General features: G+C 41.5%; 12 protein-coding genes and 1 pseudogene. 2 read left to right on the top strand and 11 right to left on the bottom strand.

From position 1 onward, the window contains the following. Positions 1–122: 122 nt before the first annotated feature. Together AC3XNE_RS06560 and proB are read right to left on the bottom strand one after the other, a co-directional pair. The gene (locus tag AC3XNE_RS06560; protein ID WP_489831310.1) at positions 123–1,370 is read right to left on the bottom strand and encodes a glutamate-5-semialdehyde dehydrogenase; all 1,248 of its coding nucleotides are present in this window, start codon (positions 1,368–1,370) and stop codon (positions 123–125) included. Position 1,371: 1 nt separating this feature from the next. Next, positions 1,372–2,205, bottom strand: a complete 834-nt coding sequence (proB, locus tag AC3XNE_RS06555) for a glutamate 5-kinase (protein ID WP_489831309.1) — start codon at positions 2,203–2,205, stop codon at positions 1,372–1,374. 172 nt (positions 2,206–2,377) lie between these two features. Between proB and AC3XNE_RS06550 the strand changes: the two genes are divergently transcribed. After that, positions 2,378–3,628: an MFS transporter gene (locus tag AC3XNE_RS06550; RefSeq protein WP_489831308.1), complete on the top strand. Its 1,251-nt coding sequence runs from the start codon at positions 2,378–2,380 to the stop codon at positions 3,626–3,628. Between the two features lie 444 nt (positions 3,629–4,072). Here AC3XNE_RS06550 and AC3XNE_RS06545 read toward each other — a convergent pair whose 3' ends face one another. The 6 genes and pseudogenes from AC3XNE_RS06545 to AC3XNE_RS06520 all read right to left on the bottom strand — a co-directional run bounded on the left by AC3XNE_RS06545 (position 4,073) and on the right by AC3XNE_RS06520 (position 11,197). Next, positions 4,073–4,729 carry a histidine phosphatase family protein gene (locus AC3XNE_RS06545; protein WP_489831307.1) on the bottom strand — a complete coding sequence of 219 codons (657 nt, stop codon included), beginning with the start codon at positions 4,727–4,729 and terminating at the stop codon, positions 4,073–4,075. 70 nt (positions 4,730–4,799) lie between these two features. Continuing rightward, positions 4,800–5,378: pseudogene (locus AC3XNE_RS06540) on the bottom strand (histidine phosphatase family protein). A 104-nt stretch (positions 5,379–5,482) separates the two neighbouring features. Next, positions 5,483–5,635 carry a hypothetical protein gene (locus AC3XNE_RS06535; RefSeq protein ID WP_489831306.1) on the bottom strand — a complete coding sequence of 51 codons (153 nt, stop codon included), beginning with the start codon at positions 5,633–5,635 and terminating at the stop codon, positions 5,483–5,485. A gap of 787 nt (positions 5,636–6,422) precedes the next feature. After that, positions 6,423–7,208: a serine hydrolase gene (locus AC3XNE_RS06530; RefSeq protein WP_489831305.1), complete on the bottom strand. Its 786-nt coding sequence runs from the start codon at positions 7,206–7,208 to the stop codon at positions 6,423–6,425. A 29-nt stretch (positions 7,209–7,237) separates the two neighbouring features. Continuing rightward, complete coding sequence (locus AC3XNE_RS06525) at positions 7,238–9,754, bottom strand: excinuclease ABC subunit UvrA (protein ID WP_489833382.1); 2,517 nt, start codon at positions 9,752–9,754, stop codon at positions 7,238–7,240. A gap of 108 nt (positions 9,755–9,862) precedes the next feature. Continuing rightward, a complete protein-coding gene (locus AC3XNE_RS06520) occupies positions 9,863–11,197 on the bottom strand; it encodes a gluconate:H+ symporter (RefSeq protein WP_489831304.1) in 1,335 nt (444 codons plus the stop codon). 152 nt (positions 11,198–11,349) lie between these two features. Here AC3XNE_RS06520 and AC3XNE_RS06515 point away from each other — a divergent pair, with 152 nt between their 5' ends. Next, positions 11,350–12,192 (top strand): Cof-type HAD-IIB family hydrolase, encoded by an 843-nt coding sequence (locus AC3XNE_RS06515; RefSeq protein ID WP_489831303.1) that lies wholly within the window; start codon positions 11,350–11,352, stop codon positions 12,190–12,192. 118 nt (positions 12,193–12,310) lie between these two features. On the opposite strand, the gene AC3XNE_RS06510 is transcribed toward AC3XNE_RS06515, so the two are convergent. From AC3XNE_RS06510 to AC3XNE_RS06500, 3 genes are all read right to left on the bottom strand, one after another. Then, positions 12,311–13,060, bottom strand: a complete 750-nt coding sequence (locus tag AC3XNE_RS06510) for a DUF1129 domain-containing protein (protein ID WP_489831302.1) — start codon at positions 13,058–13,060, stop codon at positions 12,311–12,313. A 370-nt stretch (positions 13,061–13,430) separates the two neighbouring features. Continuing rightward, a complete protein-coding gene (gene ychF, locus AC3XNE_RS06505; protein ID WP_489831301.1) occupies positions 13,431–14,534 on the bottom strand; it encodes a redox-regulated ATPase YchF in 1,104 nt (367 codons plus the stop codon). A 42-nt stretch (positions 14,535–14,576) separates the two neighbouring features. After that, positions 14,577–14,753 carry a DUF951 domain-containing protein gene (locus AC3XNE_RS06500; protein ID WP_489831300.1) on the bottom strand — a complete coding sequence of 59 codons (177 nt, stop codon included), beginning with the start codon at positions 14,751–14,753 and terminating at the stop codon, positions 14,577–14,579. Positions 14,754–14,763: the final 10 nt, after the last annotated feature.

Genomic DNA, 14,763 nt, shown 5'->3' with positions numbered 1-14,763 from the left:
GTGTGTGGCTACAATATAACCGCTAAAGAACTAGATGAATAAACAAAAAAGATGACAGTCGTCAGGAATTTTCCCTATCAAGCTAACATAAGGAATTGCTGCGACTGTCATCTTTTATTATTTTATTTTCTGATCTGTCCTTCGCCCAAGATCACATATTTAGTAGTTGTCAGTTCTTTTAATCCCATTGGGCCACGGGCGTGTAGTTTCTGCGTTGAAATTCCGATCTCGGCACCAAAACCGAATTCAAATCCATCGGTAAAACGCGTAGACGCATTCACATAAACACAAGCGGCATCGATCCGTGAAGTAAACTCGCGACTATGCTGATAATCTTTAGTAATAATGGCTTCGGAATGTTTGGTATTATGCTGATTGATATGGATGATCGCTTCATCCAATGAGTCAACAACTTTGATCGCCATAATGTAATTATTATATTCAGTATCCCAATCGTCCACTGAAGCTGCGACTGCCTGGTCACCGAGTATTGCACAAGCTCGCTCATCACCACGTAATTCCACGTTGTACTTATGCAAAGCCTTAGCAACTAGCGGCAAAAAGCTTGACGCGATCTCACTAGAAACAACCAGCTTCTCCGCCGCATTACAAACCGATGGTCGTTGTGTCTTTGCATTCACAACTATATCACAGGCCATTTGAAGATCCGCAGTTTCGTCGACATAAATATGGCAATTTCCTGCCCCTGTTTCGATCACGGGAACGGAAGCATTTCTTACCACCGTTTGGATCAAGCCCGCTGAACCACGAGGGATCAAAACATCCAGGTGATCTGTCAATTGCATAAACTCCTGGGCTAAAGCATGGGAAGTTTCGCGTATGATCTGGACCGCATCGACCGGCAAGCCTTCTTCTTGCAATACATCACGTATGATCTGAGCTAGTTTGATGTTAGTTTGCAGTGCTTCTTTACCTCCGCGTAATATCACAGCATTCCCCGACTTAAAACACAAAGCAGCCGAATCGACCGTCACGTTTGGCCGCGCCTCGAAAATCATACCGATCACTCCCAACGGAACGCGCCGTTGACTGATCTGTAAGCCGGCCTCAGTAGTCCAACCTTGCTCAACCTTACCGATCGGGTCAGGCAAACCCGCCACTTGGCGTACGCCTTCTGCCATTGCTAAGATCCTTTCTCGGTCAAGCGTCAAACGATCTACGAACTTCTGATCCAAGCCATTAGCATGTTCAACATCATATTCATTAGCCTCTATGATTTCTGGGATATGTTTTTCCAGCGACACAGCAATTTGTTCAAGTACTCGATCTTTTTGTGTAGTTGCCAGCTGTGCTAAGCTTGTTGAAGCCTGTTGTGCTTTACTACCCATATCTTTCAGTAATTCTGTCATCTTAAATTACCTCTTTATTTTTCTTAGCCTGAGCGGCAATAAATAACGTGCCTACTGGCTCATTATTCATGATCCTAAAAATAATGGACGGGTCTGCTCCATTAGCCAAAACCATCATTTTGTCATTGTTCAAAATACTTTGAGCAGCCTTTAATTTAGTAGTCATTCCGCCAGTTCCTAGTTCGGTGATCGCACCTCCGGCTTTGCGTATCGAATCTTCAGTGATCTCATGCAAAACATCGATCAATTTGGCATCGGTAAACTTGTAAGGGTTCTTAGTATAGAAACCATCAATATCTGAAAGCATGACCAACAGATCCGCATTTGACCGTGTCGCAACAATTGCTGAAAGCTGATCGTTGTCACCAAACTTTGTATGATGATCCAATTCATCAACAGCAACTGTATCATTTTCATTAACTACAGGGATCACCCCCCACTTTAGCAACTGTTCCATTGTCTGATGTACGTGTTGTCGACTTTCAGGAAAATCCAAAACATCGTGAGTTAATAAAACTTGGCTGATTTTCTGCCCATAAACTGCAAAACGCTGCTGATAAACGGTCATCAATTCACTTTGACCGATCGAAGCGAGCGCCTGTTGTGCTTGAATCTGTCCGGGACGTTTAGTCAACCCCAGCTGTCCCATACCAACACCTATGGCACCGGAGGACACTAATATTACCTGTTTACCTTCATTGACTAGGCCTGTTAATGTGTAACTCAACTGGTCGATCGCCTGTAAATTGATCTTACCATTGGTATGGATCAAGGAACTAGTACCAATTTTTATCACAAGCCGATGCACATTTTCCATGTGACGAATTGCTTTCATACATATTTCCTCCAATTTTCAAGTAACACCCCCCATTCTACAACAAGTCGTCTCCCATAACACTGTAATTGTGAGATTTTATCATTTTTTCCTTGTTTTTTTTCACTAACTATGCAAGAATGTTTAAGAACAAATAACCGGTGTCAGAGAGCGCCATTTGGAGGAATTGAATATGGAACAAGTGCATCATTCTGTCGAAGCAACGGCAAAAGACAGCTTTACTAAGCAGCAAAAATGGGTAACGGCATCTACAGCAGCAGGTTTTACCCTCGAGAACATGGATATCATGTTTTTATCGTTCTCCTTAGCTTCTATCATTTCAGAGCTCGGGATCTCAAGCGGCCAGGCTGGTTTGATCGGTTCACTAACTAACATTGGCATGTTGGTCGGTGGCGCCTTATTTGGCATTATTGGTGACCGGTATGGTCGTGTTAGAACTTTTTCTTACACGATCTTTATTTTTGCCTTGGCAACGGGAGCTATGTTTTTTGCACATTCACTGCCGACGATCTACTTAATGCGTTTTCTGGCAGGAGTCGGTGCCGGCGGTGAATATGGTGTAGGGATAGCTTTACTAGCTGAAAACTTTCGTTCTGATCAAATAGGCAGGATGTCTTCGATCGCTGCGATCGGCGGTCAAATCGGTGCCATCTTTGCCGCCGTGATGGCAGCCCTGATCATCCCGCATTTTGGATGGAATGCCTTGTTTTTATTGGGAGTCGTACCGGTAATATTAACTTACTTCATTCGTCGCCATGTCAAGGAAACTCCCGATTTTATCGCAGCTCAAAAACAAGAAAAAGAAACTCGTAATAAGCCCTCTTTCAAAAAACTGTTTGATACTCCACACAAAGCGATCCAAACACTTGGTTTGATGTTAATGACTATCGTACAAATCGCTGGTTACTTCGGATTAATGAACTGGTTGCCTGTCATTGTGCAAAAACAACAAGGTTTGACAGTTTCAGGCTCTTCTTTATGGATGGTCTCAACCATTCTCGGAATGAGCCTCGGCATGGTCGTCTTTGGCCAATTGATGGATAAACTGGGCCCCCGCGTTTCATTCACAATTTTCTTATTAGGCTCAGCATCTGTGATGTTCGCAATCTTATTTGCCAAAACAAATGTGTCAATGTTGATCATCGGAGCGATCATCGGCTTTTTCTCAAACGGCATGTTCGGCGGCTACGGTGCTGTGATCAGTCGCTTATATCCAACGGAGATCCGTTCCACAGCTAATAACTTGATCATGAACGTTGGTAGAGCGATCGGCGGTTTCTCGTCTGTTGCTATCGGACTTTTGATGGATCACTTTAACTTGGCCGTCACAATGGGCTTCTTGTCAGCTCTTTATATCGTCAGTTTCTTAGTAATGATCTCACTACCAGGCTTGCGTCAACTTGCTCCAAGTAAAAATAACTAACATAAATTGAAAAAATTCAGACCCAATTATCAGACTGCTTCATAGCTAGGGCTCTTGCCTCTGGTTATGAAGCAGTTTTATATTTTTATAGTTTGTGTAAATAGCTTTCACCAAATTTTACCCGGTTGGACTTTGACCGAACGCTCATCTTCCTTACTTTGGGCCAGTCGTTCCTTGACCAGACGCTCATCTTTCATACTTTAGGCCGGTCAGCGTTTGACCGGACGTTCAACTTCCATACATACGACCAATTAATCAGCCTCTTTACTCGTATCGATTCAAAAACAATCTCCTAACATCCAACAAAATGCTCTCTACAGCGACCATCACTTAGCGATCCCGTATAACAATAAAGCAGCTAGTGTAATTATATTGCAAAATATAGTTACGCCAGCTGCTTTATTTAACACGATTTATTTATTCAAATTTGCCATCATGTATCCGCTATTCGATATAGCTCACAACTTCGATCTTCCCGTCAACAAGTTTTAACTTTGTCAAACTGCCATTTGCAGGACGTTCGCTAAGGTCATAGCGTCCAGCTGCATATCTGTCCATCAAACTCAACAATGTATTACCATGAGAAATGACTAAGACATTGTCGCCATCATGAAGGTTCTCATCTGAAGCGATCAATTCAAACCCTTGATCAACACGCTCCCAATACTCTTCATGATTTTCTGCCATTCCAAACGGGTCAGCTTCTTTTAAGAAATCTTTAGCGGTATCAAATGAATATTTATCAACAATTTGCCCAAGAGTCTTGAGTCCGTGCGGTCCGGCTGCCAAATACCAGGATTGGTTCATATCCGTGCCTTCGTAATAACCATAAAATTCTTCCCGGAAATAAGGAGCAGGTTTAGGTTCCTTAACGTTTGAAGTTTGATTTTCAGCTAGGATAATTTGGGCAGTAGCGATCGCACGACCCGTGTCCGAACAAAATGCGCCAGCAAATGGGACCTCGGCCAGTCGTTGCCCAATGTCCTTGGCTCCATCGATCCCCTTTTGCGTCAATGGTGAATTACTCCAACCCTGCAACTTGTTAAAAATATTATAGTAAGTTTGGCCATGGCGTACTAAATATAAATTGAGCGTTTTCATTATTGGTCCATCCCCTATTTTAAACTTTTCCTAACTTCAAGATATCACTCACAACAAACAACCACAACAGCTAGCTTCCACGTGTCTTTTTTTTAAGGTCTTTGACATTGGTTGCTTCAACAAAAGAAAAATTATCATCTTCGAAGGTAAATTTTAAAATACAACAGTTATGAAAATCACTGACACGTTGCAGAATTTCTTCATAAGGCAACCATTTTTGTAAAAACATAAAACAAGCTCCACCATGACTTACAGCCAGTACACGTTCATGGTCAGGCTGGTTCATGATCTCAGTCAATGTATCATTCATCCTTTTTTGAACCTGCAGATCCGACTCTCCCCCAAATTGCAGAAAAAATCACCATAAGAATGCCGTTTTGAATCATCTTTAGGGTTAATTTGTTCACTTTGACCTTCAAATACTCCAAAATTCCACTCTTTTAATCCCTTGAGTCTTGTCTGTTATATATTCAAGAGTGTCACAAGCTCGTTCCTGAGTAGATGAGTAGGCATGATCAAACTTTATCCCTTGTTGTTTGAAATAAGCACCTACTTCTTTTGCATCTTCGATCCCTCTCTGCGTTAGTGGTGAATCACTGGCGCCTTGAATCCGATGTAATTGATTAAATAACGTTTGACTATGTCGCATTAAATAAAGTTCTGCCATTAATATGGCCCTCCTTCGCAAAAAAGCACACTCATCTCTTTAATAGTGAGTGCCTTAGAATATTCAACCCCTACGGCCGCATATCATTACCGTTTATTAAATTGGAGTAAAGCATAAACCAAAAACAAAACTTGGAGCAAAATGATCCCCCATGAAAAATTGTGCGTCATGTATTCATAAATAATACTAAGTACCACTAAAACAGCGATAACAATGGCAAGCCACATGTTTTTATTCATTTTGAACACTGCTCCTTTATTTGCTTAGAGTTAACAACAACTATTTCCTATCTCTATTATATAAATTTTTAAACCTAACAGCAATTAATAATAGTGAATAAACACTACTTTTGCACAAAAAACATTCAACAAACACCTTTTTCAAATTAAAGCATTTTTCTTCAAATATTTCAGGTGCACATTTAACAGTATAATTTTATGATCGAAAAACTTTGATACTTGAATTAATGTTATTCAAACGCGCTAATATCTAGCAGGTGATGAATTATTAAAAAAGAATAAAATATTGCAACCATATTCTAAATGGTTCAAAGCTTTAAACTTTCTGGTAACTCCAGTAACACTTTTAAATATTGCTGCTCTCTTTAGTAAAGAAACAATAGTTACACTTTTAATTGTAGCGATAGATAGTATTTTAGGCACGTTATATCTGATCACATTTGCGGTAGAAACTATTAAAATTCACAAAAGCAGGTAGTTTTATACCCATTATTTTAGTCCATTTCACCGGCTAAAAATGCGCTTCGATCTTTGACTTAATTTTGCAAGGGACACCAAAAATAATTTATGTTAAAAAAAAAGCCAGATAAACAAATCCTTAAATTTATTTATCTAGCTTAAACTAAGATTTATTCTTCACACTTTTTTCAACAAATAATAGCTGGCGTAAACTACTAAAGAACTAATCATAATCACATAGGATCCCTTAGAAGGCGGTAATAAAAAATAGGCTTCTAAAAAATAATAATTACATCAGCAAGGTAAACCCACCAAAAGTTCACCAGTATTACTCACTCATTAAACTTTGCATCAATAATTTCCCAATATCGCGTTGCAATTCCAAAGCAGCTTGATGTTCCTTAGGCTCGACAAACTTTGTCAGCACGATGCAATCGAACCATTTTTGCCCCGATCTCAAACGAGCACAATCATGTTCAACATTGGCCAGGTCGCCCGTCTTATTATACATATCACCGGTAAATTGTAAGTCATCGGCGTAATAGACCAACTTACCGCGTTCTGTCTGCTCATGCAATGCAGTTTGGCAAAAGGCAGTAAATTCATTTTCTTGTTTAAAAAGTGCCTGCCAAGCCGGCAAAAAGGCTTCTGCTGTCAAAAAATTATCTTTGCCAGCGACCACTGGGGCAATAAAATTGCGCTGTAACTGTATGCCGGGAAAGGTGTCTGCTAACCAATCATTAACATTTTTTATACCAAAATGATCCAACAAAATGTTAGCAGCCGTATTATCAGAAGTAGATAGCATCAATGCCACCACATCGCGTATACTCCAGTTGTCTTGTGCCAAATGGTGCATGACACCTGCTCCAGCCACTCGTTGCTCAGATTGAACATGTAAGGTTTGCTTCAAAATACCAGGCTCTTGTTGCCAAATATTTTTCACATAGTCAGCGATACCAATTTTTAACAAACTAGCTCCAGGAAATACATTTTGTTCCCGCAAAGTAAAAGTTTTGCCGGTATTGTCTTGGATCATCGCTGCGACCTGAAATTCTTCTATTTGAAGCCTACTAGCCAATGCGAGTGCCAATTGTCCATCTATGCCTGCCATTTTTCGCCCTCATCTTTTCGTTTTTTGATTTATTTACTGCTATTTTTTAACTCTTTACGCAGATATTGGCCGGTAAGCGAACTTGAACTCAGCCGTAGCTGCTCTAAACTGCCAGCAACCAAGACTTGACCGCCCTGTTTCCCGCCTTTAGGTCCTAAGTCAAGACAATAGTCAGCATTTGCTATCATCTGCAAATTATGTTCGATCACTATGATCGTTGCTCCTTGTTCCAATAACCCTCCAAGAACTTCAAGCAAAACTTCAACGTCTTTAGGATGCAAACCAACTGTTGGCTCGTCGAACACAAACAATGTGCCAGTTTGTTCTCGTCCCATCTGTGAGGCCAACTTCAACCTCTGTGCCTCACCGCCTGAAAGTGCAGGCGTTCCTTCGCCTAGGATCAAATAACCTAATCCGATCTCATTCAATAACTGTAAAGTATGGTAGATCGCAGGTTGGTCTTTAAATACAGGAAGAGCATCTTCAATGCTTAAAGACAAAATATCAGCGATCGAATATTCATGCCATTTGATCTTTAAAGTATCATCATTATATCTACGCCCACCACACGTTGGACAGGTTTCTTCCATATCCGGCAAATATTGAATGTCTAAATTGATAACTCCCGTGCCCTTACAAGTAGGGCACGCGCCTGTCTTGACATTATAAGAAAAACGACTGGCTGTGTATTTTTTACGCTTAGCTGCAGGAGTTGAGGCAAATAACGACCTGATCTGGTCAAATATTCCTGAATAAGTTGCCACAGTTGACCTAACGTTTTTACCAACTGGTGTCGAATCGATCATCTTGACAGTTTTTATTTCATCATTATTTAAACGCTCAACATGCTTAGGCAACGGACGCTTTTTTTGCTGTGCCTGGATCGCTGGTATCAATGAATCTAAAATTAAACTAGTTTTACCGGCTCCGGAAAATCCTGAAACGATCGACAAACGTTTGAGGGGAAAGTCAACTGAAACATCATGTAAATTAAACTTATCAGTCACATGTATACCTAAGCTGCCTTCAGCAAAAGTTTCTTTTTCAGGAATAAGTCTACGCTGAGTCAATTCCTTTTCACGCGACAAATACGGTGCGATCAAGGAATCATCATTTTGCATGATCTGTGTTGGAGTACCAGAGGCAACGATTTGCCCACCAACCTTCCCAGCTCCTGGTCCGGTTTCAATAATATAGTCGCTAGCCGCGATAATAGTTGGGTCATGCTCAACTACCACCACTGAATTTCCCATCTGAACTAGCCTGTGCATAATGTCGATCAAGCCAGTCACGTTAGCCGGATGTAGTCCGATCGAGGGCTCATCTAAGACATATAAAACCCCTGTTGTCTGGCTGTGCAAAGTTTTGACCAGCTGGATCCGCTGTAATTCTCCAGTTGACAGAGAAGCTCCAGGACGATCTAAAGACAAGTAATTAAGGCCCAGTTCTAGCAAGGGGGTCAACGATTGTGTCAGCTCCTTGATGATCTGCTCAGCCATTGTCTTCATATTTTCTGGCAAATGTCCTCTAAGCTGCTTGACAAAATCAGCTATTTCTTCAAGTGTCATTGCACTGACTTCGGCAATATTTTTACCATCGAGCAAGCTCGTCAATAAATGTGGCGCCAACCGGGTTCCATGACAAGTTGGACATTGTGCAAAATTATAAAATCGATCTAGCCGTGCCAAAGTCCGTTCGTTAGTTGAATTTTTGGCAGTATCTTCAACTGCTTGATAAGCATTTTCATATAAAGCATGATCCATACTGAAAACACGGCCGGTAGACGACGGGATCGTAATTTGATATTGCTTCTTTTCACCATGTAAAACCAAGTCTTTCTCTTTTTCCGTCAAGTCCTGATATGGAACATTGATCCGGACACCCAACTGCTCGATCACGTAAGGCATGAAATTTCGACCTGGCAAGTGCCACGAAGCTACTGCCCCGTCTTGGAGCGATTTAGTCGGATCCGCGATCAAAGTTTCAGGGTCTATTTGACGGACTTGTCCACTGCCGCCACAAGTTGGGCAAGCGCCGGTCGAATTAAATGCAAAATCTTCGGCAGCAGGGACCGCAAACTTCACTCCACAAACCGGGCAAGTTATCTTTCCCATCTCATCTCCTGCAACTGCCATTTTACGGGCAACTTCGATCGTTGGTGGTACTTGATGTCCATTTGGACAACGGTGCGAAGCCAAGCGCGAATACATCAGACGCAAGACATTCAAGGTCTCTGTCATCGTTCCGACTGTCGAACGACTTCCGGGCACGCTTGGTCGTTGACGTAACGCAATAGCTGCAGGCAAGTATTTGACAGCTGATACCTGAGCTGGGCTTGCCTGTGTCACTCTGCGCCTTGTATAAGTAGACAAAGCACTTAAATATCTTCGCGAACCTTCTGAATATAAAACACCCAAGGCTAAAGAAGACTTACCTGACCCTGATAATCCGGAGATCGCCACTACTTGATGTAAAGGAATATCAACGTCGATATGTTTCAAATTATGCACATAAGCATCCCTGACCTCTATTGTCATAGGGATCATATTTTCCAGCTTACTCAAAAAACCACCCTTTTTATTCTCGCATCGCTATTTTTAACAACTAATTACATCATAGGACAGAAAAAGACAGAATCAAAAAATTTGCTTTTCTCAAATGGCATTTATTAACAAGATCACACCTAAGCCGGATAGAGCAATCATTGCTGTTGTTGTCGTCCATGTAATAAAAGTTTCCTTAACAGAAAAACCGAAATACTCCTTTACCATCCAAAAACCAGCATCTGTCACGTTATCACCAAAGATACTCCCGACTCCGATAGCTAAAACAACTAGTATTGGATCCGCGCTAGTTTGCACTATCAATGGCCCCATGAGGCTTGCAGAGGTCATAGCAGCTACCGTAGATGAGCCTAAAGAAACATGCATTAAGGCGGCGATCAGCCAGCCAGCGACGATCGGAGAAAAATGGATCCCTCCAAACAAACCAGAAATGTATGTAGTGATCCCTCCTTGCTCCAAAACAGCTTTGAACGCTCCGCCTGCACCAGTCAGAAAAACAACAAGTATGACTTGCTTGATCCCCTTGTTTAAAGAATGGGTGATCTGTTTCATCGTACGTTGCTGTCTTTTACCCATCGTATAAATAGCAAATAATAAAGACACGACCATCGCGACATCAGGATCAGCAAAAAATTTGATCACAGAAGCAAATGCTGGAGATAAATCCACAAATTGACGGATCATCGTCAAGATACCGATAAGGATCACCGGCATCATCGTAGTCAAAAGACTGGTAGAAAACTTAGGTAAATTTTGTCCTGGCAGCAAGTTTTCATCTTCATCAAAACCATTTAGCTTAGTCTGATAACGATAGATCCCAGGAAAAAAGTGTTGTAAAACCGCGTTCCATAAAGGTCCAGAGATCAGCATTGCAGGTATCGCTACTACTACCCCGACTAATATCACATCCCCAATATCCGCTCCTACGATCTCAGCCAAAGCTGTTGGTGCCGGATGAGGAGGCAACAGCCCATGCATCGTATTTAAAGTGGCCCCCATCGGTAATGCTAATTTGGCTAGTGGAACCTTCAATTCACGGGCGATCTCAAAAATTATCGGGATCAAAACCACTAAGCCAACCTCAAAGAAAAGTGCAAAGCCGATGATCGCGGAGGCCAACACAACCGCAAGCTGCATTTTTGCCTTACCGAAACGACCGATCAACCTGTTTGCAATTACATAACTCCCACCAGCATCTGCAAGTAGTTTACCGATCATTGAGCCGCACCCAATGATCAACGCCAAATCACCCAGCTGTTCACTCATCCCGTCAACGATCACCTGCGGTAATTTTGCAAGGGGGATCCCCAAGATTCCGCCAACTAACAGTGAGATCAAAAGCAAAGCACTAAAAGTTTCCATTTTAAATTTAACGATCAAAACTACTAGCAACACAACACTAATGACCACTACAAGCAACGGCATCTCAAACACCCCTTGAGTTCTATATATTTATATAAATTTTACCATGTTTTATCATGATAGTGTATTCCATAACATACATAGACCATTGATTCTGTTTGATAAGACTTTCAAATAATTGTAAGATAAAACTGAATAGGTCAGGAGGAAAATCAATGCTCGAGATAAAAATAGTATTCAGCGATGTAGATAACACATTGACATCAAGTGAAAATAAGCTTTTACCTCAGGTCAGCTCAGCAATTCAAGATTATGTTGGTGCTGGTGGGACCTTTGTATTGGCTTCCGCTCGTCCACCAATGGGGTTACAAGCACTGGCAAAGCAACTTGGCTGTGCTTCGTTGCAGATCTGTTTAAATGGTGCCTTGGTCTTACAAACAGCAAAAGATTCGACCCAGACTACTACTTTGTTTGAAAAAACAATGAATACCAATGTTTTGCCTAATATTTTGGAGATCGTGGACCAACAAAACCTGTCTGTCAGCGTTAATGTTTTTCCCGGAAAAAAGTGGCTAGTCCAACAGCATAACGACTGGGTCGAACAAGAAGAAGAGATCACAGGAGGATCAGCAACAGTCGCACCATTCGATCAACAATTAGGGTCTGAGGATCAACCCATACATAAGATCCTTTGTATGGGCGATCCTGCCCAGATCAATATTTTAGAAGAACAGCTAGACAAGCAGCCTGGATTGCAGCTAAGTTACCTCCGTTCAAAACCAACATATTTGGAGATCGTTGATCAAAATGTTTCAAAAATGAAAGCAGTCGAAGCCGTTGCTCAACTGACGCACATTCCCTTAGAACAAACAATGGCTATCGGCGACGGAGAAAATGACTTGCCAATGATCAAGGAAGCCGGTATCGGGATCGCTGTAGAAAACTCTTTTCCTAAAGTAAAAAAAGCCGCCACACACGTTGTTAGTTCGAACGATAATGGCGGTGTTGCTGAAGCTATTCGTAAATATACTGGCATGAAACAATTACCAAACGTTTAAGCGTAAAACTCAACTACTCAAATTCTAGTCGGACTGCGAAACTCAGACAATTTCAAATTTCTGCGCCCGAAAAAACAGGTCAGCTCACAAATGTGAAGAACTGACTTGTTTTTTATTATTACCTTCTTTGAGCAGTACGACCCATTTTGGGGAAATGCAACTTTTGGTTCAAGAAATATCTGACACCAAAGGCAACAACACCTAAAATTACGTAGATAACTGGGTTCAATGTTTGATTAAACCTAGCTGGTACCAGCGCGATCAAACCGAACGCTACCATCCAAATTGCAATTAATTCCAGCGTGACGATGATCCCACGCGCGATTTTATGATTTGATCCTTTAGATCTATTAGGGTCCATCATGACGTAGAAGAATGCCAATCCGACACCGGCGATGACCGATGTACCAAGTAAGGTGACCCAGCCGCCGTTGACTGAATTCTTGCCTTGATCGAAAAATCCCACTAAAGCATACATTAAGCAGAACATAATGAACATGATCAAACCATTATCCAACGCCATCAGCCAAAAGACGTTACTGGTAGAACGTTCTTCTTTTTTTTGATTATGCCCGTGAATAATTTTCTCAGCATATGTTGTCACAGGGCCGTACAATTTAGCCGCTGTAATACCACTTTTTTGCTTGTCCAATAATTCACGATAAGTTTCGTTTAATACTTCTTCTTTTTTTACAGGATCATAATCATGCTCATCCAAATTTTTATTCAAATGAAACATGAAATCTTCGCTGCGCTTAGTCAATCCAGCAAATTCACCATCACATACAGTAACTTCAGCATGCTCTTGATGTTGAGCCTGCTTTTTTGCGGCCTTTTCATTTTTCTCCCTAACTGTTCCTTTTTTCAAGAAAAGTCCTCCATTCTCCTAGCCAAATGTTAATTTTAAAAGCTGTGTCTGTCATAGGCCAAAGCGATTTTCTGCCTATAAAAATATGTTACGGTGTAACCCCAGCTTAAATGGCTTGTTTTCTTAGTCGGGCTCCGTATGGCAGAAAGTTCCACTTATCCTACTTAGACTTCATAGTGCAAAAAACGCACTATCAAATCTAAGTTCGATATGCTCACCTTCTAAACGCCACACTTCGCTCTGTTTTTTAGTCGAGTTCCATGAACCAGACCTTTCTGCCTGATCTACTCTGGCATCAGGATGTGAAGCCTACACATCATAATGCAGAGCCCATTAGTGTTCGAGGTCTTTCGGTTCACTCCTCCCTGTTTTAGACATTGAACCTGAATTCAATAATGTCACCATCTTGAACTTCATAATCCTTGCCCTCTAAGCGTAACCTGCCAGCTTCTTTGACCGCTTGCATACTGCCGTATTTATCCAAGTCATCAAATGAAACTGTTTCTGCTCGGATGAAACCACGCTCAAAATCTGAGTGAATAACACCTGCAACTTGCGGGGCTTTCATCCCTTTTTTGAACGTCCAGGCACGTGTTTCTTTACCACCAGCAGTGAAGAAGGTTGCTAAGCCCAACAATTTATACGAAGCTTTTATCAAACGATCCAAGCCGGATTCTTCAACACCTTCAGCCTCTAAGAAATCTTGGCGGTCATCATCATCTAGCTCAGCGATTTCTTCTTCGGTTTGTGCACAGACGGCCAAAGCTTGCGAACCTTCAGTGGCTGCAAATTCTTGTATCTCTTTAAAATATTTGCTTGCTTCCGGATCAGCCATATCTTCCTCAGCAATGTTAGCTACGTATAAAACTGGTTTGGCAGTTAACAAGAACAGGCCCTTAACGATTTTTTGCTCATCTTCGTTGAATTCGATCGTCCGGACTGACTTGCCATCTTCTAACACCGGCTTGATTTTTTCGAGAACTTTAAATTCAGCGATAGCTTCCTTGTCTTTCGTCGTGCGGGCAACTTTTTCAACCTTCGCATAACGCTTGTTAACGGCCTCAAGGTCTGCCAAAACCAATTCCAAATTGATCGTGTCAACATCGTCTAAGGGCGCGATCTTGTTAGATACGTGTGTCACATTGTCATCATCAAAAGCTCGAACAACGTGCACGATCGCGTCAACTTGGCGAATATTTTCCAAAAACTTATTTCCTAAACCTTCGCCCTTGCTGGCACCCTTAACGATCCCAGCAATATCGGTAAATTCAAAGGTCGTATGGATGATTTTTTTAGCTGGTTCGATCTCATCGATCCGTTGCAAACGACTATCTGGTACTTCAACCATACCCACGTTCGGATCGATCGTGGCGAATGGATAGTTGGCCATCTCAGCGCCCGCTTTTGTAATTGCGTTAAATAATGTTGATTTACCAACATTAGGCAAACCTACGATACCTGCTGTCAATGCCATAGTCTAATTTCACTCTTCCTTACTTTCTATTTTCAATACTGCTTACTTAGCTAATACTTTTTTCATGCGCCGTTCAAATTCTTTGCGGGATAACATTACCAAACGACCACAACCTGTGCATTTGATTTTAATATCCATCCCCATTCTGACAATTTCCCAGCGATTTGTGCCACAAGGATGCGGCTTTTTCATTTCTACAAAATCATGTAATTCGTACATCTTCTCACCT

The organism is Ligilactobacillus sp. JN-6 (Y).1, assembly GCF_058111525.1.
Note: the sequence above shows the minus strand (reverse complement) of the source record. Positions and strands in the feature narration are given on the sequence as shown.

Bases quoted from the DNA above. Each gene is read 5' to 3' on its own strand.
- AC3XNE_RS06520 (WP_489831304.1), bottom strand. From the start codon at position 11,197: ATGCCGTTGCTTGTAGTGGTCATTAGTGTTGTGTTGCTAGTAGTTTTG.
- AC3XNE_RS06525 (WP_489833382.1), bottom strand. From the start codon at position 9,754: ATGATCCCTATGACAATAGAGGTCAGGGATGCTTATGTGCATAATTTG.
- ychF (WP_489831301.1), bottom strand. From the start codon at position 14,534: ATGGCATTGACAGCAGGTATCGTAGGTTTGCCTAATGTTGGTAAATCA.
- AC3XNE_RS06515 (WP_489831303.1), top strand. From the start codon at position 11,350: ATGCTCGAGATAAAAATAGTATTCAGCGATGTAGATAACACATTGACA.
- AC3XNE_RS06535 (WP_489831306.1), bottom strand. From the start codon at position 5,635: ATGAATAAAAACATGTGGCTTGCCATTGTTATCGCTGTTTTAGTGGTA.
- AC3XNE_RS06530 (WP_489831305.1), bottom strand. From the start codon at position 7,208: ATGGCAGGCATAGATGGACAATTGGCACTCGCATTGGCTAGTAGGCTT.
- proB (WP_489831309.1), bottom strand. From the start codon at position 2,205: ATGAAAGCAATTCGTCACATGGAAAATGTGCATCGGCTTGTGATAAAA.
- AC3XNE_RS06560 (WP_489831310.1), bottom strand. From the start codon at position 1,370: ATGACAGAATTACTGAAAGATATGGGTAGTAAAGCACAACAGGCTTCA.
- AC3XNE_RS06545 (WP_489831307.1), bottom strand. From the start codon at position 4,729: ATGAAAACGCTCAATTTATATTTAGTACGCCATGGCCAAACTTACTAT.
- AC3XNE_RS06500 (WP_489831300.1), bottom strand. From the start codon at position 14,753: ATGTACGAATTACATGATTTTGTAGAAATGAAAAAGCCGCATCCTTGT.
- AC3XNE_RS06550 (WP_489831308.1), top strand. From the start codon at position 2,378: ATGGAACAAGTGCATCATTCTGTCGAAGCAACGGCAAAAGACAGCTTT.